Here is a 23,528-nt window from a genome sequence, read left to right as displayed (position 1 = left end):
AACTATTAAGAAACAGTGTTGAGGTTATATTTGCAGTGCTAATTAAAAGATAAGATGCACGCAGTTATTAAAAATTTACTTTTTGTTTTTGTATTGACCCTTTCATTGTCAACACAGGCCAATGGTTTGGAAAAAGGAGATCCTAAGGATTCTGAAACCAAAGCAGAAACTTCTACAGAAGAAAATACGGTAGACGCTAAAGAAGTAGAAGATGTTTTTATGCGTGTAAAAAGAATAGAAAATATTCTTACTCCCAAAAAGAAATTATACAAAAAGAAATATACAATCGCTTAATTAAAAATTAAGCGATTTTTTTTTGACTATTTGCTTCCGTCAATTACTGCTTGAGGAGCAAATTTGGATAAATCTCCGTTGTGTTTTAAAAGATCTCTTACAATACTAGAACTGATAAAAGAAGTATCTGCACTGGTCAATAAGAAAACAGTATCTATACCTGTTAATTTTCTGTTGGTAATGGCAATGGCTTTCTCAAATTCAAAATCGGCAGGATTACGCAAACCTCTTAAAATAAAATCAGCATTAATTTCTTTACAAAACTCAGTGGTTAAACCTGTATAGGTTTCTACGGTTAAGTTAGGCATGTGACTAAAGGTCTTTTTAATAAACGAAACTCTTTCGTTTAAAGAGAATCTATATTTTTTAGTATCGTTGATCCCAATGGCAATCACCAATTCATCAAACAAAGGCAATGCACGATTGATGACATCAACATGACCTAAAGTAATAGGATCAAAAGAACCAGGAAATACAGCTTTTTTCATAATGCTTAAAGTTACTTATTTTTTATGGCCATTTCAATAGCATTGGTCAATAAGTCTGGTAAAGGGATTCCAGCAGCTTTGGCTTGTTGTGGCAACAAACTTCCTGTGGTCATTCCCGGAACGGTATTCATTTCTAAAAAATAAGGTGTGTCACCAATAAAAATAAATTCAGATCTAGAAAAACCTGACATGTTTAAAGCTTTATAGGCTTTAATTGCTTCGGTATGTAAATTTTGTAGTTGGATGTCTGAAATTCTAGCAGGGGTGATTTCTTGTGATTTTCCTTCGTACTTTGCTTCGTAATCAAAAAAGTCATTTTCTGATACAATTTCAGTAGCGGGTAAAGCTACTACTTCATTTTGATAAGTAATGACTCCAATAGAAACTTCTGTACCATCTAAAAAAGATTCAATTAAAATTTCATGATCTTCTTTAAAAGCTTTTTCAAAAGCCATCGAAAATTCCTCTATTTTATTCACTTTAGAAATTCCGTAACTAGATCCTGCGTTGTTAGGCTTTACAAAACAAGGCAATCCTAATTCGTTTACAATTTTTTCTGGATTGATGTCATCCCCTTCATCAAAATAAAGAGATTTCGCAGTGTTGATTCCGTGTTTACGTAACACACTTAAACAATCACGCTTGTTAAAAGTCAATGCCATTTGGTAAGCAGGAGCAGAGGAGTAAGGTAGATCAATCATGTCAAAGTACCCTAATATTTTTCCATCCTCTCCTGGGGTTCCATGAATCACGTTAAAAACACAATCAAAATTGATCTTAGTTCCTTCAATAATCGCAGAAAAATCGTTTTTATCAATATTAAATTCTTGGTCTTTATGATTTAAAGCGACCCATTTTTCTTTGGTAATAACGACTCTATATGGTTCATATTTTGTTTGATCAATATGGTTGTAAACTACGTTACCACTAATCATAGAAATGTTGTACTCGCTTGAGTAACCTCCCATTATAACTGCAATGTTTTGCTTCATGAAACTCCAAATTTGAAGGGTAAAATTATTAAATATTAATTCAAAACCCTACATATAGGTTTTATATCTTTGCCAAAAACCTTTATAGATGAATTTTATCAAGTTTCTAAAAAGCAAATCGTTTATTATCAGTCTTTGTATATCATTAATATTAGTTGTCCTTATTTTTTTAGGAGTCACTAAATTTCTTCACAGTTATACCAATCAAGAACAAAAAATTGAAGTTCCAAATTTAATTGGGTTGACAGTTGATGAGGTAAAAGTAGTGTTGGATGACAGAATGTTAGATTATGAATTGTTAGAAACAGGAAGTTACAATCCAAACATTCCTAAAGAAGCTGTGTTAGAGCAATTGCCAGCAGCAGGACAAATAGTAAAAGAAAAACGTAAGATTTATATTACCATCAATCCTGATGGATATGCCAGCGCTCCAATCCCTCCTTTTTACGGTAGAACCAAAAAAGAAATTGAGCAGCTTATTATAAACAGTGGTTTTAATGTTGGTCAGTACGAGGAAATTGATGACATAGGAACGGTGGTTCGTGGATTAAAATTTAAAGGTCAAGAATTAAAGTCTGGAGATCAATTACCAAAAATGTCTGTAATAGATGTAATTATAGGTAACGGACAATTAAGATAATTATGGAAGAATTTGTGCCAGAAATGGATGGAGTAGAAGAAAACTATGAGCATTTTAGGTTTGTAGCAGAAGCAGGACAACAACCTTTAAGAGTTGATAAGTTTTTGATGAATTTTGTAATGAATGTTACTCGTAACAAAGTTCAGCAAGCAGTTAAAGACGGAAATGTATTGGTGAATGATGAAGTGGTAAAAGCCAATCATAAAGTAAAACCAGGAGATGTAGTTACGGTTGTTTTTGAGTTTGCTCCTAGAGAAACAGAAATATTACCAGAAGACATTCCGTTGGATATTGTATATGAAGATGATGAGGTAATTGTAATTAACAAACCAGCTGGTTTGGTAGTGCACCCTGGACATGGAAATTATGATGGGACTATGGTGAATGCTTTGTTACATCATTTTAAAAACTTACCAGAAAATGCAGATGGTAGACCAGGTTTGGTTCACAGAATAGATAAAGATACTAGTGGATTGTTAGTAGTGGCAAAAACCGAACATGCTTTGGCACATTTATCAAAACAATTTCACGATAAAACTTCAGAACGTTTGTATCATGCTTTGGTTTGGGGAAATATTGAAGAAGACGAAGGAACTATTGAAGGACACATAGGACGTAACTTAAAAAACAGATTGCAACAAGATGTTTTTCCTGATGGAGATCAAGGAAAATCAGCGGTGACTCATTTTAAAGTGTTAGAACGTTTTATGTATGTAACTTTGGTAGAGTGTAAATTAGAAACAGGGAGAACGCATCAAATTAGAGCACACTTTAAACATATTGGACATACTTTGTTTAACGATGAGCGTTATGGAGGAAATGCCGTGTTAAAAGGAACTACTTATACCAAATATAAGCAATTTGTAGATAATTGTTTTAAGTTGATTCCACGTCAGGCTTTACATGCCAAAACATTAGGGTTTGAACATCCAACTACAGGGGAAATGTTGCGTTTTGATTCTGAAATTCCAGAAGATATGCAACAGGTATTAGAAAAGTGGAGAGGATATACGTTGACGAATAAGTAGATTTAGGAGTTGAGAATTTGAGGAGTAGAGTAGTTCGAAAAATCTAAAAAAAAATGAAATGTCAATAACAAAAGAATCAGAACTAATCGGAATGAAAAATATTAGTGAAGTTGTTGGTACTACACTAAAATTAATGAGAGAAAATGCTAAAGTTGGTATGTCAACCAAAGAATTAGATGAATATGGTGGTGAAATTTTAAAAAGTTATGGAGCTAAATCAGCTCCTTATGAAACTTATGATTTTCCAGGATATACTTGTATAAGTGTTAATGAGGAAGTTGCCCACGGAATTCCATCTGAGAATAAAATTCTTGAAGAAGGAGATTTGATAAATATTGATGTATCAGCAGAATTAAATGGATTTTGGTCTGACAATGGAGGTTCTTTTGTTATTGGAAAAGACATACACAATCATCAACCACTTGTAGATGCTTCTAAAAACATTTTGAAAAAAGCGATAACCAACATAAAAGGTGGAGTGAAAATAGCTGATATTGGACAAATTATTGAATCAGAAGCAAAAAAATCTGGGTTTAAAGTAATTAAAAACTTAGCAGGTCACGGTGTTGGAAAAAGTTTACACGAAGAGCCTGAAAATATTTTAAATTATAGAGTTAAAACAAATCGAGAAAGGTTTAGAAAAAATACTACAGTTGCAATTGAAACTTTTATTTCCACAAAATCAACTATTGCATTAGAATTAAGTGATGGTTGGACTTTGGTTGGAGATAAAGGAGGTTATGTGACACAGCATGAACAAACAATTTTAATAACGGATCAAGAACCATTGATTTTAACTGAATCAAATGAAATCTGGAATTAAAAAATTGGATATAACTCAGGTATTATAAGTTAGTTGTGATAATTATAAAATATAAAATAATAATAATCTATGGAAACTATATTTAATATTTGGAAAAGAAATAGAGAAATATACATATCATATTTAAACAATTATTCTGTTGAACAGCTAAATAAAATTCCAGAAGGTTTTAGTAACAATCTTATATGGAACATAGCCCATGTCATTGTTTGTCAGCAAGTATTGGTTTATAAATTTTCTGGATTAGATACTTATGTTTCAGATGAATTGATTAAAACTTATGGACCCGGAACTAGACCTATTAGAGAAGTATCTGCAGATGAAGTAGAAGTATTAAAATCACTTTTATTGACATTGATAGATAAAACAATTTCGGATTATAAAGACGAGAAGTTTATCACGTATAAAAATTTAGAAACCAGTATGGGATTTCATATAAATTCAATACAAGGAGCTCTAGAATATAATAATTATCACGAAGGTTTACATTTAGGTTATATCATGAATATTAAAAGGTTTGTGTAAAAACTTAAAATTGTTAGCTATAAAAATCAAATAAAATGAAAATTGTAGTATCACCAGCAAAATCATTAGACTTTGAATCAAAAGTTCCTACAAAAGAGTTTACTCAAGGAGTTTTTTTAAAAGAAGCAGAAAAACTGAATAAAGTTTTAAAAAAGAAGAAACCCAAAGATTTAGGAGATTTGATGAAAATTTCTGAAAAGTTGAGTGATTTAAATTGGCAACGTAATCAAGATTGGGCTTTGCCTTTTACCCCAGAAAATGCCCGTCAGGCAGTTTTTGCTTTTAATGGAGATGTATATGCAGGATTAGATGCCTATACTTTAAAGGAAGGTCAAATAGCTGTTTTACAAGATAAATTAAGAATCTTATCAGGGCAATACGGAATTTTAAAGCCTTTAGATTTAATGCAACCTTACCGATTGGAAATGGGAACCAAATTAAAAGTTGGGACTAAAAATAATTTGTACGAGTTTTGGGGAGAAACAGTTACCAAAAAATTAAACGAAGAATTAACTGAAGACGATATTTTTATCAATTTGGCAAGTAATGAATATTACAAAGTAGTGAAACCAAAATTATTAAAAGTACCAGTAATTACTCCTGAGTTTAAAGATTATAAAGACGGAAAATTAAAAATTATTTCCTTTTATGCTAAAAAGGCTAGAGGACTAATGGTTCGCTATATTATAGATCATAACATCAATTCTATTGAAGGATTAAAAGGATTTAATTATGAAGGTTATGCTTTTGATGCTAATTTATCTACAGAAACAGATTTGATTTTTACGAGATAATAATGTTATTCAACTTAAAAAAAAGCCCCATTTTGATTAGAAAATGGGGCTTTTTTTAAAATATACTGTATCCTAATACTAAAGAGAGGTTTTTGTATTTGGAACCTTTAGAAGCTTGTTGTCTTAGTAATTCTCGTGGGCTATAGTATCTTGCTTCGATACTAAGTTTCTTATTGTAGTTATAACCTAGTCCTAAAGAGAAGTTAAAGTTTTTACTTGTAATATCTAACCTCTCAATTGCACTATGCCTTTGTACAATAATCTGTGAGTTATTTAAGTTATAATCAAATATTAAAGCAGCATTCATAAATAACTTTGATTCTTTATTTAAATAGAAATAGCGTCTAATACCAACGGGAAGTTCTATGGATTTATAATCTACATCAGTTTTATGAGGTATGTTGGTTGAATATTTTAATTCATGTTCACCAGAGTGTTTTTTCTTAAAATATTGATAAGTAGGCTCAAAAGTAATGGCCCATTTGTTATTATTAAAGGGCATGATATATTCAAATTCCACTCCATATCTTAGTTTAGTAGTATTACCAGCATCAATGTCATAATAAATACCTGGAAATAAGTTATTATTTGTAATTAAAACTGATGAATAGTCGACTCCTACTTTTAAAGCCAAGTTAAATAAATCACGTTTTGTGGTATTTTTATAAATTGTATAATCTTGCTGTGTATCTTTGTTGTATTGTACAAACTTTTTAATCAGGGATTTTTGATTGTATTTAAGATTTAAAGTATTGGTAATGGTGATGTTTTTACTTTTTAAATCCTCATATATTTGTTTTCTGAAATCATTATTTTCTTTAACAATTGGAATGTAGTCAGATGTTTTGTATTCTTTATAAATGAGTTGTTTTATTTCATTGTTGTTCACTTCATAAAAAAAACGAATAAAACTTCTTTTTTCGTAAGCATATAAATTAGCATTTCCTTCAATTAATACTTTTAAAAAAAAAGTTTCTTCTTCAAAAGAGGGATCTCTTAATTCAGTTAGTTTGTTAATATGTACGCTTGATTTATCAATATATACAGTTTTTCTAACATATTTAGAAATATCAATAATTTCAAATACTTTAACAGTATTAATAGTTGCTTGTTTTTCTTCAGAAGTTTCGTTTAGCTTGTAAATAAATTCAGTTGGATTGTATTTCCAATCCATGTTTTTAATTAAACAGTTTACTTTTTGATTGTCATTATCAATAAAGTATCCTTTTTGAAATTGGTCTTGTGCGTAGGTGCATATACTAATGAATGCTATGAATAGCGTTAAGAATTTGTTTTTCATTTTTATTTAGCAATTAATTTTTTAGTGTCAAATATACACTTATTTTTATTTTTTTTATTTGTGTAATAACACAATTCAAAAGTTTTATAAATAGGTTCTTATCTTAAAATCATCTGCCTGTATTGATTATTTTGGTCTCTGTTTTCTGCCAACCTGTCATTTGTTTCTGCCAATTTGTAGTTTGGTTTGTCGTGGCACACATATTGACTAATCCTTAGTGTAAAATAGAATCAACAACTTATTTAAATAATATAATTATGAGTAAAATTATCGGAATTGACTTAGGAACTACTAACTCTTGTGTTTCTGTAATGGAAGGAAACGATCCTGTAGTAATTCCTAATGCTGAAGGAAAAAGAACAACTCCATCTATCGTTGCCTTTGTAGAAGGAGGAGAGCGTAAAGTAGGAGACCCTGCAAAAAGACAAGCAGTAACAAACCCAACTAAAACCATTGCTTCTGTAAAGCGTTTTATGGGTAACAAGTTCTCTGAGTGTGCTGATGAAGTTTCAAGAGTACCATATAAAGTAGTTAAAGGAGATAACGATACACCACGTATTGATATTGATGGACGTTTATATACGCCTCAAGAAGTTTCTGCAATGACTTTGCAAAAAATGAAAAAAACTGCTGAAGACTATTTAGGTCAAGCGGTAACAGAAGCTGTAATTACAGTTCCTGCATATTTTAACGATGCACAACGTCAAGCAACTAAAGAAGCTGGTGAAATTGCAGGATTAAAAGTTCAACGTATTATTAACGAGCCTACTGCTGCTGCATTGGCTTATGGTATTGACAAAAAAGGAACAGATCAAAAAATTGCTGTTTACGATTTAGGTGGAGGTACTTTTGATATTTCTATCTTAGAAATTGGAGATGGAGTTTTTGAAGTATTGTCTACAAACGGAGATACTCACTTAGGAGGAGATAACTTTGATGAGGTGATTATTGACTGGTTGGCAGATGAATTTAACGCTGCTGAGCAAATAGATTTACGTAAAGATCCAATGGCTTTACAACGTTTAAAAGAAGCTGCTGAAAAAGCAAAAGTTGAGTTGTCATCTTCTACACAAACAGAAATCAACTTACCATATGTAACAGCTACTGCAAGCGGACCTAAGCACTTGGTACAAACATTAACTCGTTCTAAGTTTGAGCAATTGGCTGCTGATTTAGTGGTTCGTTCAATGGAGCCAGTAAGAAAAGCATTAAAAGATGCAGATTTAGATACTTCTGATATTGATGAAGTTATCTTAGTAGGAGGATCTACTCGTATTCCTGTAATTCAAGAAGAAGTTAAAAAATTCTTTGGAAAAGAACCTAACAAAGGTGTAAACCCAGATGAAGTAGTTGCTATTGGTGCTGCTATTCAAGGTGGAGTTTTAGCTGGAGATGTTAAAGATGTATTGTTATTAGACGTTACACCTTTATCTTTAGGAATTGAGACCATGGGGAATGTATTCACAAAATTAATTGAAGCAAATACAACCATTCCAACAAAAAAATCTCAGGTATTCTCTACAGCTGTAGACAACCAACCTTCTGTTGATATTCACGTATTACAAGGAGAAAGAGCCATGGCTGCAGATAACAAAACAATTGGACGTTTCCAATTGACTGATATTCCACCAGCACAAAGAGGTACTCCACAAATTGAAGTAACTTTTGATATTGATGCTAACGGAATTATTAAAGTTTCTGCTGTAGATAAAGCAACTAACAAATCTCAAGAAATTAAGATTGAAGCTTCTTCAGGATTGTCAGAAGAAGAGATTGCTAAAATGAAAGCGGATGCTGAAGCAAATGCTGAAGCGGATGCAAAAGCAAAAGAAGCTGCAGAAAAGTTAAATACTGCTGATCAAATGATTTTCCAAACTGAAAAACAATTGAAAGAAGTAGAAGGAAAACTTCCAGAAGATAAAAAAGCTCCTATTGATGAAGCTTTAACTGAATTAAAAGCTGCTCACGCTGCTAAAAATGTAGAAGGAATTGATCCTGCTATTGAAAAGTTAAATACTGCATTACAAGGTGCTGCTGCAGAATTCCAAGCAGCTGCTCAAGGAGCACAAGCTGGAGGAGCTCAGCAAGAAGAGCCTGCAACTGCTTCTAACGGAGGAGACGACGTAGAAGATGTAGATTTTGAAGAAGTAAAATAATGAATTGATAAATTCAGGTTGAAAGTAAAACCCCGTTTCAGGAAACTGAAACGGGGTTTTATGTTTTAAGAAGCTATTTGGTAATGATGGGTTAATGTAGCTTTGATAATTTGATGATGATTTTTAAATTGTTCTTGATGTAGCCATTCTTTTAAATTTTCAATTTCAGAATGGTTTAACCACTTTTTAGATTTGATCAATTCTTTAATGAATAATTCTTTGTTGTGTTTTACTTGACTTAATACATGTTTTTGTAATTCTAACATAATGGTAAAATTTAAATACACATAAAAAACCGAGTAATTACTCGGTTTAAAAATTACTTCACTTCAATTAATTTAACAGGCTTAGGCTTCGCCTCTTCTTTCTTGGGAATAAATATTTTTAATATTCCGTCATCATAATTGGCCTTGATGTTTTCTTGTTCAATACTTTCTGTTAAAGTAAAAGATCTGCTAAAAGACTGATAACTATATTCTTTTACAGTGTAGTTATCTTTTTCTGAGTTTTCTCTTTTTTCCTCTTTTTCAGAAGAAATGGTTAGTTTTCCATTGTCTACTTCAATTTTAAAATCATCTTTTTTAAAACCAGGAACCGCCATTTCTATAGAGAATCCATCGTGGTTTTCAGAAATGTTTACCAATGGAATTGAGGTATTTGTTTTTGAATAATGCTTGTTTGAACTATTTAACATATCGTAGGTAAAAAAACGATCAAACAAGTCTGGGTACGAATTTGAAAATTTTACTAAAGACATCACATTAAATTTTTTAGTTAAACAATATTTTATTTAACTAAATTCAAAGTATATGCCAATTTATAAAACTGAAAAAATGACATAACTATCTGTATTGTAGTGTTTCATGTTTTTTTGAGGGCTAAGGATTTAAAATTATCTTAGCTATGAAAAATCATATCGATATGACATTTTATCAAAAAGAAATTCAGTTAAGTTCTAGAACAAGAGGATATCATCTTATTACAGATGAAATCATACAGGCCATTCCCGAACTCAAAAATATTAATGTAGGTCAGCTACAGGTATTTATTAAACATACCTCTGCAAGTTTAACCATTAATGAAAATGCAGATCCTACGGTGAGGTTAGATTTTGAAACCCATATTAATAAAATGATTCCAGAAGATATGCCTTATTATAAGCATGATTATGAAGGGAGTGATGACATGCCAGCTCATATTAAAGCTTCTATGCTAGGTTGTTCGGTAAGTATACCCGTTACAAATGGAAAGTTAAATTTAGGGATTTGGCAAGGTATCTATTTGGGAGAACACAGAAATTATGGAGGCAGTAGAAGAGTAGTTATTACTGCTTTTGGAAATTAAAGTTTATAGAAAATACTTTAAAATATTTACTTATTAAAAATAAAATTATGTTCACTTTTTCATTCAATCATGTAGCTATTTCTGTTAAAGATGTAGATCGTTCAGCAGCATTTTATATGAAGGTATTAAAACTACAAGAGATTGAAAACACAGCATCAAAGTCTAAAACAAGATGGTTTTCTTTAGGAGAAGGAAAACAACTCCATTTGATACCAAGACCCAATGCAGAAATTAAAACGAACAAAGCAGTTCATTTTGCTTTGGCTATTGATGATATTACAACTTTTATAACTCATTTAAACTCTTTAAATATTGAATATACAGATTGGTTAGGGACACCTAGCAAAGATTATATTAGAAATGATGGAATTCGACAGTTTTATTTCCAAGACCCAGATGGTTATTGGATAGAAGTAAATGAAGATTTTTAAGGAATTATTTCTAAATAAAAAAGCTTCAGAATTTTCTGAAGCTTTTATGTGTTAATGATATTAATTTATAGAAACTAATTTAATATCAAAAATTAATACAGATCCACCAGGAATGCCTCTGTTATTATTAGATCCATAGCCTAGGTTAGATGGTATGAAAAGTTTACCAGAACCTCCTTTTTTGAAATAAGTAATTCCTTCTGTCCAACCTTCAATAACTTCTTTTAAATCAAAAGAAACTCCAGAGACACTACTTTCGTCAAAAACAGTTCCGCTTGTAAAATATCCTTTATAAGCTACAGTAACATTGTCTGTAGGTTCAGGAGTTTCACCAGTACCTTCTTGCTCAATAATATAATAAAGTCCTGATGATGTTTTTGTATATTCTGTAATTTCTTCTTCAGCAAGGTATTCCATAATTTCATCATCATTAGCCTCTTCTATATTACTAAAGATATCAATCAATTCTATATCAAAAACCAATACAGATCCTTCAGGAATATTAGTAAATGAAACATTTCCATACCCTAATTTTGAAGGGATAATTATTTTACCGGATCCACCAGCTTTAAAATGTGATAGTCCAAAGCCTAATCCTTGTATTATTTTTTCTATTTGAAGATAAGCGGGTTTATCTTCTGCTTTACTAAAAACTTTACCATTCAATACACGACCTTTATAGTTTAATTTAACAACATTACTAGTTTCAGGTTGTGTACCAGTTCCTTCTTCTTCGATTACATAATATACGCCATATTCGTCTTTAGTGGCTTGTAAATTATTATCAGTTAGGTATTTTTGGATATCTTCTTCATTTTCTGATGTATAATCCTTTGGACTGTCGTCTTTTAAACAAGAAGTTAAAAGGATAAACGAGGTAATAGCTAAAATTATCTTATTCATATTGTATGTTTTTATAGGAAAACAAATATATAATAATAAATACAATTAGCTCAATTTCCAATGGTAGTCTACGTGTACTTTGTAAAGAATGTAACCAAAAGGAATCCACCAAATAAGATCATTAAAAATGAGAGTGTAGAAAAATTCAAAAGGAACGATTCCTTCTAAATAATTACCTAAAAAACCAATGGGGCCAAAAACTTTTCCTAAAGCACCAACAGCAACTACAGGCCAATGTTTTAAGGGGTTGTAGGATGCCCACCAATATCCTAATCCATATACGCCCACAATCATTCCTACTCCTTGCCAAATCATGGGTAGGTTCAAACGTTCCATACCCACAATATCAAAGAATTGGTTAGGAAATAACACCACCCAAGTTCCCCAAAGAATGTTGTACACAGCTGCAACTTTTAAAATGGTTTTCATATTAATTATTTAAAGCTTCTTTGTAAGTGTTAATAGCTCTTTCTCTAGCAAATTTATGTTCTACCATAGGTTTAGCATAGGTGAGCTCATTTAGTTCTGGAACCCATTTTTTGATATATTTTAGATTTTTGTCAAACTTTTGAATTTGAGTAGTAGGATTAAATACTCTAAAATAAGGGGCTGCATCACATCCTGTACCCGCTGCCCATTGCCAATTTCCATTGTTGGCAGATAAATCGTAGTCTAATAACTTTTCGGCAAAATAAGCTTCCCCCCATTGCCAATCAATGAGTAAATGTTTGCATAAAAATCCAGCAGTAATCATTCTTACTCTGTTGTGCATGTGTCCGGTAGCGTTGAGTTCTCTCATGCCTGCGTCTACTATTGGGTATCCGGTTTGTCCGTTGCACCATTTGTCAAATTCCTTTTCATTGTTTCTCCAAGGAATGGCATCATATTTAGGTTTAAAGTTTTTATTCTTCACTTGTGGAAAGTGAAACAGGATTTGCATAAAAAATTCTCTCCAGATGAGTTCACTTAAATACACTTCACTTTGTTCTGGTAAATCTAAAATCACTTGTCTTATGCTTAAAGTTCCAAAACGCAAATGAGGTCCAATATGAGTAGTGTGATCTTCAGAGGGAATATCACGATGTTTCCCATAATTGATGATTTTTTTAGGATTGAATTTAGGTACTTTTATGTTTGAGGTTTCAAAACCAATTTCTTGTAAGGAAGGAAAATTTACAGACTGTTTGATGAAATTATGAAAAGCACCTTCTTTTGTTTGTAGACTGATGTCTCTAAAAGCAGCTAACCATTTGTTTTTATAGGGAGTATAAACGGTATAAGGTTTGCCATCAGCCTTTACAATTTCACTCTCCTCAAAAATTACTTGGTCTTTAAATCGGTGAAATTCAGCTTTGTTTTTTTTTGCCAATTTGTAAACATTTCTGTCCCTTTCTAAAGCATAAGGTTCATAATCTTTGTTGGTAAAAATAGCGTTGATTTGATAATCTTTAAAAAGCTTTTTCCAAACTTCAAGAGGTTTTCCTTTTAAAATTAATAAACTACTTTGATGTTGATTTAGTTTTTTGTTTATTTTATCCAAACACTCATGAATAAAACTCACTCGGGCATCATTTTTAGGTAAATGTTCTAAAATTTCATTATCAAAAATAAAAATAGGGAGTACAGGTAAATTATCTTCTAAAGCTTTGTTTAAAGCAGTACTATCATACAATCGTAAATCTCTTCTAAACCAAAATACATTAATTTTTTGCATTTGCTTTTTGTTTAAAATATTGATGAAGGTAAATGTTTCCAAAAATTAATAACATCCCATAAAAAGCATCTTCTACAGGAATGGTAAACATTCTAATTCCTAAATTTTGAGTATTGTTGTACCAAACAATGGGAGCTTCTAAAAAACTACCCGTTAATATTCCATTACTAGCAAAGAAAAAAGGCAAAATGGTTATAAAAGTTAGGTAATAATAAAACAGATTGGTTTTTCTTTTTTTTAGATACAATAAGAAAATCCCCAAAAATAAAAAGGTTAAAAAAGTGTACCACTTGTTATAATTTAAAACACTAAGCCCTAATGAAAACAAGGCTAAAAAATTATTGATTTTAATAATTGTAGGCGTGTTTGTTTTATTAGGAAGTAGATATTGAAAAGCAAAAAATGTAAAAGAACAAGCATAAGGAATACAGAGGAAAAATAGAATTTCCTCAATAGGTAAATGACCTAGATAGATACCTGTTAAATAATTTGGGTTGAATCCCCAGAAACCAAGTCGGGTAAAAATTTCATCCCAGATTAAAAAGAAAATCCCTACTAATAAACAGCTTAAACCAAAATATTTCCATTCCTTATAAAAGGCATGTTTTGGATAAAAACTACATAAAAAAGGAATAATAAGGCATCCTAAATCTATAATTAAATAGGTGTATTGCATTAAAAATATTGTTTAAAATACTTAATAGGAACGTATAACATTCCAAAACATTCTCCATCTTCTTTGCCTAGGTGTTTGTGGTGTACTTTGTGTGCTTTTCTTAAAGATTTGATATATGGATTTTTTATGTTTTTAAACAAATCAAAACGTTGGTGAATGATGATATCATGAACTAAAAAGTAGGCTATTCCGTAAAATAAAATTCCCAAACCAATAAAAAATAAATAGTTTAGTTCTGGACGAATACCAAAATAAAATAAAGCAATACTAGGAATGGCAAAAATGACAAAAAAGGCATCATTTTTTTCAAATACACCTTGGTATTTTGGTTGGTGATGGTCTTCGTGCAAATACCACAAAAAACCATGCATCACAAATTTATGTGTACACCAAGTAATGCATTCCATGAATAAGAAGGTTCCTAAGGTGACTAATATGTATAAAATAAGACTATTCATTTTTAACTTTTTTGATATGTTTTAACATCACTTTTTGATAATCTTGATTGATATTACTCTTGGCTATGTTTTTTTTGATGAACTCGTCATCTTCTTTAATATTGTCATGATAACCTAAAAAAGATGGTGCTTTTTTTTGAGTTAACCATCTGATATATCTAGCTTCAATATTATCTGGATGTTCTTTAATAAAAGATTCAAGCATTTTTTTTCCTTTCTTAAAATTAGCCAACTTTTGCATAGGAGACCAAACAAACTCGGCTTTTTTCATGGTTGCAGCTGCATGATATGGAATCACGTCATCACAATTAGATTTTTCACAAATTAGAATCATTTCTTCTAATTGTTCTTCGTTTACACCCTCTTGAAAAAAAGCTCTTACTGTTTTAAGTTGTTCGCAATTATTGGGTGATAAACTCAAGGTTAAAGAATATATAAAAGCAATAAATAAGGTTTTCATAAACTAAACTAATCTTAAAGAATATTTGGTGTAAGCCCTCATTAAAATTAACACTTTTGTAGGATTTGACACCCTTATTCTTTCATTCATTATTTGTTCACTAGTTATTGCTTTTAACTTTTTTAATAATTTTAAATAATACTTATATGCCAAATAAACTCCCAGTTTACTTTCTATTGGTAATTTTTGAATTCCTATATAAGCTTCTTTAAAATCTTCTTCTATTTCATTAATAATTACCTTTTTGGTGTGAGCATCCATGGGTAAAGAAGTTAAGTTTGGAAAATAAGATCTATCTAAACTTTCTAAATCATCTTTTAAATCTCTTAAAAAATTCACTTTTTGAAAAGCAGAACCCAATTTCATGGCATAAGGTTTTAGCTCTTTGTATTTTTCTTCATCATTATTTACAAAAACACGTAAACACATTAAACCTACTACATCGGCAGAACCGTAAATATATTCCTGATAATCTTCTACAGAACTATAAGTTGTTTGAGATAAATCTCTTCTCATACTTTTTAAAAAGTCTTTTACAAAAGGCTGTAGTTTGTATCTTAAAACCACTTCTTGAAAAGCGTTTAAAATAGGATTCAAACTAATTTTTCTATCTAAAGATTTATAATATTCCTCTTCAAATTCATCTAATAATTCTTTTTGAGGATATTCTAAAAAAGTATCTACAATTTCATCAGCATAACGAACAAAGCCATAAATGGCATATATAGCAGGTCTTATAGTAGGCTTAAATAATAAAATACCTAAGGAGAAAGAAGTGCTGTATCTTTTGGTAATGATTTTACTACATTCGTAACTGGTACTATCAAAAAGTGCTTTCATAATTACTGATGTTTTTTTATTAATGTACTTACAATTTCTCCAGAAATAATAGCAGGTGGCACTCCAGGTCCAGGAACCGTTAATTGTCCGGTAAAATATAAGTTACTAATTTTTTTACTTTTTAATTTAGGTCTTAAAATATGTGTCTGCAATAAAGTATTAGCCAAACCATAGGCATTTCCTTTATATGAATTAAATTGTTTTTTAAAATCATTTACACAATAACTTTCTTTAAAATTTACGAAAGGAGCAATGCTTTGGTTTGTTATTTTTTCTAATCTTTCTATAATGATATTAAAATAGTGTTCTCTAATTTCTGGGCTGTCTTCAATTCCGGGAGCAATTGGAATTAAAAAAGTTCCAGCTTCTTTTCCTTCAGGTGCAAAATAGGCATCTGTAATACTAGGGAAACTTGCGTAGAATAAAGGTTTTTCTGGCCAAGTAAGTGTATCATAAATAGACTTTGCATGCTCACTAAAATCGGTATCAAAAAACAAAGTATGATGCGATACGTTTTCTATTTTTTTATCAAAAGCCACATAAAATAATAGGGCAGATGGGGCGAATGTTTTGCTGTCCCAATATTTTTCTGAGTATTGTCTGTATTTTGCAGGAAGTAAAGTTTCTGTAAAATGATAATCTGCTCCGCTTAACAAAACATCACAAGCATAAGTATCACTTAAAGTTGTTACAGAAGTTACTTTATTATTTTCTAGATTGATGTTGGTAATGTTTTCCTCACAGAGAATTTCAACCCCTAATTCTTCTGCCAAATTAGCCATTCCCACTGCTACTTGATGCATTCCTTTGATAGGGTGCCAAGTTCCTAATCTTAAATCGGCATAATTCATAAAATTATAAAACCCAGGCGTAGTTTCTGGTTTTGCCCCTAAGAACAAGACAGGGAATTCTAATATTTGTTTTAATTCTGGATGTTTGATGTATTTGGCTACTTGTGATTTTATATTGCTAAAAAAAGCTCCAACTTTTAACGCTGTTTTAGGAGTGATGATTTCAAATAAATTTTCACCAGGTTGATATACCAAATCTTTAATAGCCAAGTGATAATTTTCTTCGGCATCTGCAATAAAAGTTTTTAATTTCTCTCCGCTCCCTTTTTCTTTGTCTTCAAAAGTTTTAACAATGGTTTCAAAGTTGGCTGCAATGCAAATAGAGTTCATCACACCTGCATACACTTCGTATCCAGGATCTAGTTGGGTGATTTGATAATATTCGTCAGTTGTTTTTCCAAAATCATTAAAAAATTTATCAAACACATCTGGCATCCAATAAAAAGTGGGTCCCATGTCAAACACAAATCCATCTTTATGTAATTGTTGTGCTCTTCCTCCAACATGTTTGTTTTTTTCAAGAATGGTAACATCGTAACCCATTTTGGCTAAATAACAACTAGCCGAAAGAGAGGAAAACCCAGCTCCAATAATTACGATTTTTTTCTTTTCCATTTTCTTTATTGCGATTTTGTTATGAATTTACACAAACAATATTACAAATAGAAAAAACATCAAACTTAAATATGTGGTATAAGGGTTTGATTTGTGATGGTTGGGAAGTCCCAAGTGTGAAAAGTAAGGCTTTGTGGGTGGTTTGGAACTAAGAAATAATTTGTTCTTTGGGAAAAGAACGAGAAACCGGAATGGTTTCCTTTACATTTTTTAGGGTTACTTGTAAAGCCCGAGCATTTCCTTCTACTTTTAAAACTTCACTTTTGTTGATGATAAAAGAACGGTGACATCTGATAAATTCAGGATAGACAGAAAGAATATCTTCTACTTTTTTTAAGGTGATTCTCATCAATACCTTTTTTGGCTTTTCATCTAACAAATAAACAATGGTGGTGTAGTTGTTATTAGATTGTGCATATAAAAAACTATCAATATCTATGGTTAAAGAATCTTCTTTGATGTTGTCAGAATTAATGATAATAGTTTCTTTTTTCTCCTTTCTAATTTGTTCTACAATTTTGTCTGGCGTTACCTTAAGTTTTGTTTGTAGGTATTTTTCTATCATAAAAATAATGAACATTACAGGGAATATTCCAATAGAAAATACCCTGAACATAAATTTTAGATAAGAAAAAGAAGGCATATAATTATCTATATACGCAATGTGATAGAAATAGTTAATGGTGGTGATAATTAAAAAGGTAATCAGTAAAAAAGTTGCTTCTTTTTGTACGGTCCAACTTCTTACATTAAAGTAAATAGGAAATATTTTAGGTAATATAAAATAACTAATATAAAGGCTAAAACTCACTAAAAGCCCATAACCTACAATTAAAAAAGGATTGTGATGAATGACATTGTCAATCCCAAAAGGTCTAAAAACAAATAAAAATAAAAACGTAAAAAGCCCTACACCTAATGTCATTGATAGTTTTACAGGAGTACTATCAATCATGTAGTATGGTTTTTTTAGCCAGGCTTTAAAGTTTTGAATCATTACTTTTTTTTATAAACGTGAAGGTAGTAAAAAAAGGTTCTAATTATGCTTTGCTACAGGGGCTTTACCCATGTGTTTAAAACGATTGTGTGTCCAGAAATAAATAGCTGGATTTTCTGTAATATCCTTCTCTAATTTTTTTAAGTAAATATCCGTTAAAGGGTATTCACTTGTTGTGTTTTCTGGAACAGTCATTTTTTCAAATGTAATTTCATAATACCCACGTTTAGGCATTTCAATATGCATATATATTACATTAAAATTAAAACGTTTGGCTAACATCTCGGCACCTGTATGGATGGGAACAACATGTCCAAAAAAAGGAGCCCAATAATGTGTCTTACTCACTTGTGGAGATTGATCACTTAACAAGCCATACATAGATTGAATATTGTTTTTGTAGTTCTTAAGTATTTGTGGAATGGTATCTTGAGTTGGAATAAATATAGAGCCAAATCTTCCCCTGTTTTCTCTTACGTAGGTATTAAAATATTTATTTCCCAATTCTTTAAAAGCTCCGTAACATTTAATATTTGTATGATGGTTGATATTGAACAACCACTCCCAGTTTCCATGATGTGCTCCTAATAAAATAACGCTTTTTCCCGAAGCTTCTAGTTGTCTAAATAGTTCAGGATTCATGTATTTATACCTTTTGTCTATTTCTTTTTGAGCAATTCCAAATCCTTTTAACATTTCAATAAAAATATCTACAAAATGTTTAAAAGATTTTTTTTCGATCATCAGTCTTTCTTTGTCTGTTTTTTCAGGAAAACAAAGCGCTAAATTTTTTCTAACGGTCTTTTTTCTATAACCAAGAATGTAATAAACAAAATAATATATCAGATTTGATATTCCATATAAAAACCAAAGAGGTAACTTTGAAAATAGAAATATAATAGGATAAATAATTAAATAGATAATTCGTTCTTTATTCATTTTATAAAAATAGGAGTTACAAATATCGAACATATATCGGACATAAATAAATCGATTAACATGAATTTAATAGTAATAGGCTTAATAATAGCTAATGTGATAGTGAGTTTACAAGGTTTTAAGGATCTTGTGTTTTTTAATAAATATAAGTTCAATGTGTTAAGTATACAAAAGGGAGAAAAGTTTAGAATGATTTCCTCTGGGTTTTTACATGCAGATTATATTCATTTAGGATTTAATATGTATGCATTGTATTTGTTTTCTAATACGGTTTTACATTTTTTTAGTCCTTTACAATATTTAGGAATTTATGTATTGAGTTTGTTAGCAGGGAATTATTTATCGTTAATTTTAAATAAAAACAATCCCTACTATTCAGCTGTAGGAGCTTCGGGATCGGTTACTGGAATTGTATATGCTAGTATTGTGTTATACCCTGAAATGCAATTATATATTTTTCCATTGCCTATTGCTATTCCAGGATATATATTTGGAATCGGTTATTTGTTTTATTCTATGTATGGAATGAAAAATCAATCAGGAAACATAGGACATAGTGCACATATTGGAGGGGCTATAGCTGGGTATATAGCGACCATTTTAATGATGCCTAATGTTTTACAAACTGGAACTTTACAAGTTGTTTTATTAGCTATTCCTATTGTGGTCTTGTTAGTTATGCAAAAAAAGAACCTTTTTCAGTAAAACATTTAACGTATTCATATTTGGTATAGCTCATTAATAAACCCTATTTTTGCGGCGTTAAAAACTAAACTATGACTAAATATTTTAAACAATTTACCACAAATCCTAAAAATGATATTCTTGCAGGAATGACCGTTTCTTTGGCTATGATTCCGGAAGTTGTTGCTTTTGCTTTTGTGGCACAAATAGATCCATTAGTAGCTTTGTCAGGAGCTTTTATCATTGGTTTGATTACTGCTATTTTTGGTGGGAGACCTGGATTGATTTCTGGAGCTGCAGGTGCTGTTGCTGTTATTTTTGTACATATGATACAAGAAGGACATACCAAAGGAATGTTGTTTGATAATCCTATAGATAATATGGGATATTTCTATTTATTGGCAGCGGTTGTATTAATGGGGATTTTTCAAATATTTGCAGGTGTTTTTAAATTAGGGCGTTTTGTACGTTTAATTCCCTACCCAGTAATGTTAGGTTTTGTAAACGGATTGGCTATTGTTATTTTTTGGGCTCAGGTAAAAATGTTTACTCATAAAACCTTACAAGTTTCTGCTGATGGAGTTAAAAAATATATTTCAGACTTTATGACTGGAACAGAGTTGTATATTATGATGGGCTTGGTTGGATTGACCATGGCGATCATTTTTTTATTACCTAAAATTACCAAGAAATTACCCGCTTCCTTAACGGCTATTTTAGTGGTAACCATTATTGTAATTGTTTCTGGATTAGATGTTTCTACCGTTGGATCTTATATTAGAGAAGGTGGTGGAGCAGGTTTAAAAGGAGAGTTTCCTACACCAAACATGGAGTTATGGCAAAATTTACCTTTTAATTTAGATACACTCACATTTATTTTGCCTTTTGCTTTTTTAGCTGCATCTGTTGGGTTGATAGAATCTTTAATGACGATGAACTTGGTAGATGAATTAACAGATACAAGAGGAGATGGTAATCGTGAATGTATTGCACAAGGAGTTGGAAATATTACCAGTGGACTTTTTGGAGGAACTGGAGGTTGTGGAATGATTGGTCAAACAGTTATTAACATCAATGCAAAAGGTAGAGGTCGTTTGTCAGGAGTTATGATGGCTTTAACTTTGTTGTCTTTTATTTTATTTGCCGATGAATATATTGAACAAGTGCCTATTGCCGCTTTGGTAGGAGTAATGTTTGTGATGGTAATAGAAACTTTTGCATGGTCTAGTATTCGTATTTTAAGAAAAATACCAAGAGCCGATGCTTTTGTATTGGTAGCTGTTTCTGCTATTACTGTTGTTTTTGATTTGGCGATTGCTGTTTTTGCAGGAGTTATTATTTCGGCGTTGGTTTTTGCATGGGAAAATGCCATTAGAATTCGTGCAAGAAAAAGAATGAAAGATGGAACTTTGACTTATGAAATTTGGGGACCTTTGTTTTTTGGTTCTGTTAATGTGTTTAATGAAAAGTTTGATCCTAAGAACGATCCACAATATGTAGAAATAGATTTTATAGAATCTCGTATCAGTGATCATTCTGGTTTAGAGGCAATTAAAAATATTGTTCAAAAATACGAGGAGCATGGAAAAGAAATTAAATTAAGACATTTAAGTAAAGATTGTAAAATTTTATTAAAGACTGCAGATCCTAAATTCACCAAAATGATTGTTGATGATATTGACGATCCAAGATATCACTTGGTAGAAGATCCAGAAAGATTTAAAAACGGACTCTATGATACTACTGAATAAGTACGGCAAAAGATTATAAGATAAAAAAGAGGTTAACATAAATGTTAACCTCTTTTTTATTGCAATGAAGAGAACAAGACAGTACAGTATGGAATGATTAAATATGTTTACTTAATTAGACTCTGTTTTGATAGGGAAATTAGAATATATCAACTCAAGGAGTAGATCAAAACAAATAAATAAACTTTAAATAAATATAACATTTATGAACATCATCAATACAGCTAAGAATATAATTTTACAACTCGGTTTTTTAAGTGCTTTTGTTTTGTTTTCAAACCATGTAAAAGCACAATTTCATCAAATTAAAAATGATGTTTTTTGGGATACCAAAGATGGAAAACCAATATATAGTCAAGGAGGGGGAATATTTACATTCAAAGACCCTGATTCTGGACTAGAAAAGTATTATTGGTATGGTGTGCATTATAAAGGAGCTGAATTGTATAGAGCAAATCCAGCCATTACCCAAGAAAGAACTAATTTTTTAGATGTAAGTTGTTACACTTCTACAGATTTGGTAAACTGGACCATGGAAGAACCTGTACTGACCAGAGCAGAAATTGATAAAAACTTCCCAAGAACAGGTTGGGTAGGAAGATTAGGAGTTGCCTACGTAAAATCTTTAAAAAAATATGCCATGTTTGTGCAACACAACGATCAGGTGCTTATTACGGTAGCAGATAAGCCTACAGGGCCTTTTAAATGGCATCAGCGAATTAGTATGAAAGAAGCTATTGGAACTAGTAATACAGGAGATCAAACCGTATTTACAGATGAAGATACTGGAATTTCATATTTGGTGTATTCTTATGGACAAGGAAGAAATAAAATATACATTTCAGAAATAGGAGAAAAAAACGGAAAGGTAGATTTACTAGACTGTACGCAAGTATTTAGAGGGCGTGGTAGAGAAGGAAATTGTATGTTTAAATATCAAGGAAAATATTATTTATACGCCTCTAATTTATACGGATGGGATTCTTCTTATGCATATTATTTAGTAGCAGATGATATTCGTGGTCCTTATACGCCAACCAATAAAATGTTGATTACTCAAGGGAGTATGGAAGATTATGCTCATATTACGCAAACAGGATTTTTTGTAAATGTAAAAGGAAGTAAACAAGAAACTGTTGTTTTTTGTGGAGACAGATGGTCAGATTTTGCTGGAAACGGATTGGGATATAATCAATGGTGTCCTTTATCTTTTGAAGGAGAAGTACCTTATTTTAACTCTTTAAATTCTTGGAAACTTAATGAGAGTACAGGTGAGTGGAACGTAGCAAGTGATAATAATTATGTGAAAAATCCAAGTTTTGAAGCCGATCGTAGACATATTCCAAGTCCGGTAAAACCAATTAAAGAACAATTATTGGCTTGGCATTCTAAAGTGTTAGAAGGAAATGTAATTGTGGTAGCAGATAAAGATACTCCTGTTTTAAATTATTTTAATACAGAAGCAGATAGAAAGCATGTTATAGGAGAAAAAAGTTTAAATATTACTGATGCGATCAGCTTTAAAAGAAAGGTATTCCAAACTATTGAGTCTAGTCCTTATGTAAAGTTAAAAGATGGTAACTATCATTTAACAGCTAAAATTAAAAGTAGCGGAACTTTTCAGAAGTTAGAAATGTATGCAGAAAGTGGTGTTGATAAAAAAACACATCCAATAAATACTCATAACAATCAGTGGAAAACCATTGAAATAAAAAATGTACCTGTGGTAAATGGAAAAGTAGAAATAGGTTTTGTAGTATATGGTGATGCAGAGGCTCACTGTTGGGTAGATGATGTTTCATTTGTGAATGCTCAAAATTAAACG

General features: G+C 31.0%; 27 protein-coding genes. 12 read left to right on the top strand and 15 right to left on the bottom strand.

The features are described from left to right. Positions 1-54: 54 nt before the first annotated feature. On the top strand, positions 55-294 hold the full coding sequence (locus tag BUB70_RS06495; protein WP_073119545.1) for a hypothetical protein: 240 nt from the start codon (positions 55-57) through the stop codon (positions 292-294). Positions 295-320: 26 nt separating this feature from the next. Here BUB70_RS06495 and coaD read toward each other — a convergent pair whose 3' ends face one another. Together coaD and BUB70_RS06485 are read right to left on the bottom strand one after the other, a co-directional pair. Continuing rightward, positions 321-782, bottom strand: a complete 462-nt coding sequence (gene coaD, locus BUB70_RS06490; protein WP_073119542.1) for a pantetheine-phosphate adenylyltransferase — start codon at positions 780-782, stop codon at positions 321-323. An 11-nt stretch (positions 783-793) separates the two neighbouring features. After that, entirely contained in the window at positions 794-1,774 is a 981-nt protein-coding gene (locus BUB70_RS06485) for a D-alanine--D-alanine ligase (protein WP_073119540.1), read from the bottom strand. Positions 1,775-1,862: 88 nt separating this feature from the next. Here BUB70_RS06485 and BUB70_RS06480 point away from each other — a divergent pair, with 88 nt between their 5' ends. From BUB70_RS06480 to yaaA, 5 genes are all read left to right on the top strand, one after another. Further along, positions 1,863-2,414, top strand: coding sequence for a PASTA domain-containing protein (locus BUB70_RS06480; protein ID WP_073119537.1), 552 nt, complete (start codon positions 1,863-1,865; stop codon positions 2,412-2,414). Positions 2,415-2,416: 2 nt separating this feature from the next. After that, entirely contained in the window at positions 2,417-3,442 is a 1,026-nt protein-coding gene (locus BUB70_RS06475) for an RluA family pseudouridine synthase (protein ID WP_073119535.1), read from the top strand. Between the two features lie 58 nt (positions 3,443-3,500). Beyond that, positions 3,501-4,265, top strand: a complete 765-nt coding sequence (gene map / locus BUB70_RS06470) for a type I methionyl aminopeptidase (RefSeq protein WP_073119532.1) — start codon at positions 3,501-3,503, stop codon at positions 4,263-4,265. 69 nt (positions 4,266-4,334) lie between these two features. Continuing rightward, complete coding sequence (locus tag BUB70_RS06465; RefSeq protein WP_073119530.1) at positions 4,335-4,790, top strand: DinB family protein; 456 nt, start codon at positions 4,335-4,337, stop codon at positions 4,788-4,790. A gap of 35 nt (positions 4,791-4,825) precedes the next feature. Further along, positions 4,826-5,584, top strand: a complete 759-nt coding sequence (gene yaaA, locus BUB70_RS06460) for a peroxide stress protein YaaA (RefSeq protein WP_073119527.1) — start codon at positions 4,826-4,828, stop codon at positions 5,582-5,584. A gap of 55 nt (positions 5,585-5,639) precedes the next feature. On the opposite strand, the gene BUB70_RS06455 is transcribed toward yaaA, so the two are convergent. Then, positions 5,640-6,884 carry an outer membrane beta-barrel protein gene (locus tag BUB70_RS06455; protein WP_073119525.1) on the bottom strand — a complete coding sequence of 415 codons (1,245 nt, stop codon included), beginning with the start codon at positions 6,882-6,884 and terminating at the stop codon, positions 5,640-5,642. Positions 6,885-7,141: 257 nt separating this feature from the next. Between BUB70_RS06455 and dnaK the strand changes: the two genes are divergently transcribed. Then, positions 7,142-9,040: a molecular chaperone DnaK gene (gene dnaK, locus BUB70_RS06450; RefSeq protein ID WP_073119523.1), complete on the top strand. Its 1,899-nt coding sequence runs from the start codon at positions 7,142-7,144 to the stop codon at positions 9,038-9,040. A 65-nt stretch (positions 9,041-9,105) separates the two neighbouring features. On the opposite strand, the gene BUB70_RS06445 is transcribed toward dnaK, so the two are convergent. Together BUB70_RS06445 and BUB70_RS06440 are read right to left on the bottom strand one after the other, a co-directional pair. Next, positions 9,106-9,306 (bottom strand): hypothetical protein, encoded by a 201-nt coding sequence (locus BUB70_RS06445; RefSeq protein ID WP_073119521.1) that lies wholly within the window; start codon positions 9,304-9,306, stop codon positions 9,106-9,108. Between the two features lie 53 nt (positions 9,307-9,359). Continuing rightward, positions 9,360-9,797: an Hsp20/alpha crystallin family protein gene (locus BUB70_RS06440; protein ID WP_073119519.1), complete on the bottom strand. Its 438-nt coding sequence runs from the start codon at positions 9,795-9,797 to the stop codon at positions 9,360-9,362. A gap of 164 nt (positions 9,798-9,961) precedes the next feature. On the opposite strand from BUB70_RS06440, the gene BUB70_RS06435 reads away from it, so the two are divergent. Next, complete coding sequence (locus tag BUB70_RS06435) at positions 9,962-10,384, top strand: secondary thiamine-phosphate synthase enzyme YjbQ (protein ID WP_073119832.1); 423 nt, start codon at positions 9,962-9,964, stop codon at positions 10,382-10,384. A 47-nt stretch (positions 10,385-10,431) separates the two neighbouring features. Beyond that, on the top strand, positions 10,432-10,815 hold the full coding sequence (locus BUB70_RS06430; RefSeq protein ID WP_073119516.1) for a VOC family protein: 384 nt from the start codon (positions 10,432-10,434) through the stop codon (positions 10,813-10,815). 60 nt (positions 10,816-10,875) lie between these two features. On the opposite strand, the gene BUB70_RS14330 is transcribed toward BUB70_RS06430, so the two are convergent. From BUB70_RS14330 to BUB70_RS06380, 10 genes are all read right to left on the bottom strand, one after another. Continuing rightward, the gene (locus BUB70_RS14330) at positions 10,876-11,718 is read right to left on the bottom strand and encodes an FKBP-type peptidyl-prolyl cis-trans isomerase (protein WP_073119514.1); all 843 of its coding nucleotides are present in this window, start codon (positions 11,716-11,718) and stop codon (positions 10,876-10,878) included. 45 nt (positions 11,719-11,763) lie between these two features. Next, complete coding sequence (locus tag BUB70_RS06420; RefSeq protein WP_073119512.1) at positions 11,764-12,147, bottom strand: alkyl hydroperoxide reductase; 384 nt, start codon at positions 12,145-12,147, stop codon at positions 11,764-11,766. Between the two features lies 1 nt (position 12,148). After that, positions 12,149-13,432, bottom strand: a complete 1,284-nt coding sequence (locus BUB70_RS06415) for a cryptochrome/photolyase family protein (RefSeq protein ID WP_073119830.1) — start codon at positions 13,430-13,432, stop codon at positions 12,149-12,151. Beyond that, positions 13,419-14,108 carry a lycopene cyclase domain-containing protein gene (locus BUB70_RS06410; protein WP_073119511.1) on the bottom strand — a complete coding sequence of 230 codons (690 nt, stop codon included), beginning with the start codon at positions 14,106-14,108 and terminating at the stop codon, positions 13,419-13,421. Before BUB70_RS06410 ends, BUB70_RS06415 begins: the two co-directional genes overlap by 14 nt. Next, the gene (locus BUB70_RS06405) at positions 14,108-14,566 is read right to left on the bottom strand and encodes a sterol desaturase family protein (protein WP_188351949.1); all 459 of its coding nucleotides are present in this window, start codon (positions 14,564-14,566) and stop codon (positions 14,108-14,110) included. The genes BUB70_RS06410 and BUB70_RS06405 overlap by 1 nt, the downstream gene beginning before the upstream one ends. Continuing rightward, the gene (locus BUB70_RS06400; protein WP_073119509.1) at positions 14,559-15,026 is read right to left on the bottom strand and encodes a hypothetical protein; all 468 of its coding nucleotides are present in this window, start codon (positions 15,024-15,026) and stop codon (positions 14,559-14,561) included. Before BUB70_RS06400 ends, BUB70_RS06405 begins: the two co-directional genes overlap by 8 nt. A gap of 3 nt (positions 15,027-15,029) precedes the next feature. Next, complete coding sequence (locus tag BUB70_RS06395) at positions 15,030-15,866, bottom strand: phytoene/squalene synthase family protein (RefSeq protein ID WP_073119507.1); 837 nt, start codon at positions 15,864-15,866, stop codon at positions 15,030-15,032. Positions 15,867-15,868: 2 nt separating this feature from the next. Continuing rightward, positions 15,869-17,332: a phytoene desaturase family protein gene (locus BUB70_RS06390; protein WP_073119506.1), complete on the bottom strand. Its 1,464-nt coding sequence runs from the start codon at positions 17,330-17,332 to the stop codon at positions 15,869-15,871. A 148-nt stretch (positions 17,333-17,480) separates the two neighbouring features. Beyond that, positions 17,481-18,329, bottom strand: a complete 849-nt coding sequence (locus tag BUB70_RS06385; RefSeq protein ID WP_073119504.1) for a LytR/AlgR family response regulator transcription factor — start codon at positions 18,327-18,329, stop codon at positions 17,481-17,483. A 39-nt stretch (positions 18,330-18,368) separates the two neighbouring features. Continuing rightward, entirely contained in the window at positions 18,369-19,268 is a 900-nt protein-coding gene (locus BUB70_RS06380) for a lysophospholipid acyltransferase family protein (protein ID WP_073119503.1), read from the bottom strand. 60 nt (positions 19,269-19,328) lie between these two features. On the opposite strand from BUB70_RS06380, the gene BUB70_RS06375 reads away from it, so the two are divergent. From BUB70_RS06375 to BUB70_RS06365, 3 genes are all read left to right on the top strand, one after another. Continuing rightward, positions 19,329-19,973: a rhomboid family intramembrane serine protease gene (locus BUB70_RS06375; protein WP_073119501.1), complete on the top strand. Its 645-nt coding sequence runs from the start codon at positions 19,329-19,331 to the stop codon at positions 19,971-19,973. A gap of 71 nt (positions 19,974-20,044) precedes the next feature. Continuing rightward, the gene (locus tag BUB70_RS06370) at positions 20,045-21,703 is read left to right on the top strand and encodes a SulP family inorganic anion transporter (RefSeq protein ID WP_073119498.1); all 1,659 of its coding nucleotides are present in this window, start codon (positions 20,045-20,047) and stop codon (positions 21,701-21,703) included. A gap of 205 nt (positions 21,704-21,908) precedes the next feature. After that, positions 21,909-23,525: a family 43 glycosylhydrolase gene (locus tag BUB70_RS06365; RefSeq protein WP_073119495.1), complete on the top strand. Its 1,617-nt coding sequence runs from the start codon at positions 21,909-21,911 to the stop codon at positions 23,523-23,525. The last annotated feature ends 3 nt before the right edge of the window (positions 23,526-23,528 follow it).

This window comes from Wenyingzhuangia marina (genome assembly GCF_900130035.1).
GTDB classification, from domain to species: Bacteria; Bacteroidota; Bacteroidia; order Flavobacteriales; family Flavobacteriaceae; genus Wenyingzhuangia; species Wenyingzhuangia marina.
Note: the sequence above shows the minus strand (reverse complement) of the source record. Positions and strands in the feature narration are given on the sequence as shown.

Excerpts from the sequence above, each read along its gene's own strand:
- BUB70_RS06495 (WP_073119545.1), top strand. The coding sequence starts at position 55 with ATGCACGCAGTTATTAAAAATTTACTTTTTGTTTTTGTATTGACCCTT.
- coaD (WP_073119542.1), bottom strand. The coding sequence starts at position 782 with ATGAAAAAAGCTGTATTTCCTGGTTCTTTTGATCCTATTACTTTAGGT.
- BUB70_RS06485 (WP_073119540.1), bottom strand. The coding sequence starts at position 1,774 with ATGAAGCAAAACATTGCAGTTATAATGGGAGGTTACTCAAGCGAGTAC.
- BUB70_RS06480 (WP_073119537.1), top strand. The coding sequence starts at position 1,863 with ATGAATTTTATCAAGTTTCTAAAAAGCAAATCGTTTATTATCAGTCTT.
- BUB70_RS06475 (WP_073119535.1), top strand. The coding sequence starts at position 2,417 with ATGGAAGAATTTGTGCCAGAAATGGATGGAGTAGAAGAAAACTATGAG.
- map (WP_073119532.1), top strand. The coding sequence starts at position 3,501 with ATGTCAATAACAAAAGAATCAGAACTAATCGGAATGAAAAATATTAGT.
- BUB70_RS06465 (WP_073119530.1), top strand. The coding sequence starts at position 4,335 with ATGGAAACTATATTTAATATTTGGAAAAGAAATAGAGAAATATACATA.
- yaaA (WP_073119527.1), top strand. The coding sequence starts at position 4,826 with ATGAAAATTGTAGTATCACCAGCAAAATCATTAGACTTTGAATCAAAA.
- BUB70_RS06455 (WP_073119525.1), bottom strand. The coding sequence starts at position 6,884 with ATGAAAAACAAATTCTTAACGCTATTCATAGCATTCATTAGTATATGC.
- dnaK (WP_073119523.1), top strand. The coding sequence starts at position 7,142 with ATGAGTAAAATTATCGGAATTGACTTAGGAACTACTAACTCTTGTGTT.
- BUB70_RS06445 (WP_073119521.1), bottom strand. The coding sequence starts at position 9,306 with ATGTTAGAATTACAAAAACATGTATTAAGTCAAGTAAAACACAACAAA.
- BUB70_RS06440 (WP_073119519.1), bottom strand. The coding sequence starts at position 9,797 with ATGTCTTTAGTAAAATTTTCAAATTCGTACCCAGACTTGTTTGATCGT.
- BUB70_RS06435 (WP_073119832.1), top strand. The coding sequence starts at position 9,962 with ATGACATTTTATCAAAAAGAAATTCAGTTAAGTTCTAGAACAAGAGGA.
- BUB70_RS06430 (WP_073119516.1), top strand. The coding sequence starts at position 10,432 with ATGTTCACTTTTTCATTCAATCATGTAGCTATTTCTGTTAAAGATGTA.
- BUB70_RS14330 (WP_073119514.1), bottom strand. The coding sequence starts at position 11,718 with ATGAATAAGATAATTTTAGCTATTACCTCGTTTATCCTTTTAACTTCT.
- BUB70_RS06420 (WP_073119512.1), bottom strand. The coding sequence starts at position 12,147 with ATGAAAACCATTTTAAAAGTTGCAGCTGTGTACAACATTCTTTGGGGA.
- BUB70_RS06415 (WP_073119830.1), bottom strand. The coding sequence starts at position 13,432 with ATGCAAAAAATTAATGTATTTTGGTTTAGAAGAGATTTACGATTGTAT.
- BUB70_RS06410 (WP_073119511.1), bottom strand. The coding sequence starts at position 14,108 with ATGCAATACACCTATTTAATTATAGATTTAGGATGCCTTATTATTCCT.
- BUB70_RS06405 (WP_188351949.1), bottom strand. The coding sequence starts at position 14,566 with ATGAATAGTCTTATTTTATACATATTAGTCACCTTAGGAACCTTCTTA.
- BUB70_RS06400 (WP_073119509.1), bottom strand. The coding sequence starts at position 15,026 with ATGAAAACCTTATTTATTGCTTTTATATATTCTTTAACCTTGAGTTTA.
- BUB70_RS06395 (WP_073119507.1), bottom strand. The coding sequence starts at position 15,866 with ATGAAAGCACTTTTTGATAGTACCAGTTACGAATGTAGTAAAATCATT.
- BUB70_RS06390 (WP_073119506.1), bottom strand. The coding sequence starts at position 17,332 with ATGGAAAAGAAAAAAATCGTAATTATTGGAGCTGGGTTTTCCTCTCTT.
- BUB70_RS06385 (WP_073119504.1), bottom strand. The coding sequence starts at position 18,329 with ATGATTCAAAACTTTAAAGCCTGGCTAAAAAAACCATACTACATGATT.
- BUB70_RS06380 (WP_073119503.1), bottom strand. The coding sequence starts at position 19,268 with ATGAATAAAGAACGAATTATCTATTTAATTATTTATCCTATTATATTT.
- BUB70_RS06375 (WP_073119501.1), top strand. The coding sequence starts at position 19,329 with ATGAATTTAATAGTAATAGGCTTAATAATAGCTAATGTGATAGTGAGT.
- BUB70_RS06370 (WP_073119498.1), top strand. The coding sequence starts at position 20,045 with ATGACTAAATATTTTAAACAATTTACCACAAATCCTAAAAATGATATT.
- BUB70_RS06365 (WP_073119495.1), top strand. The coding sequence starts at position 21,909 with ATGAACATCATCAATACAGCTAAGAATATAATTTTACAACTCGGTTTT.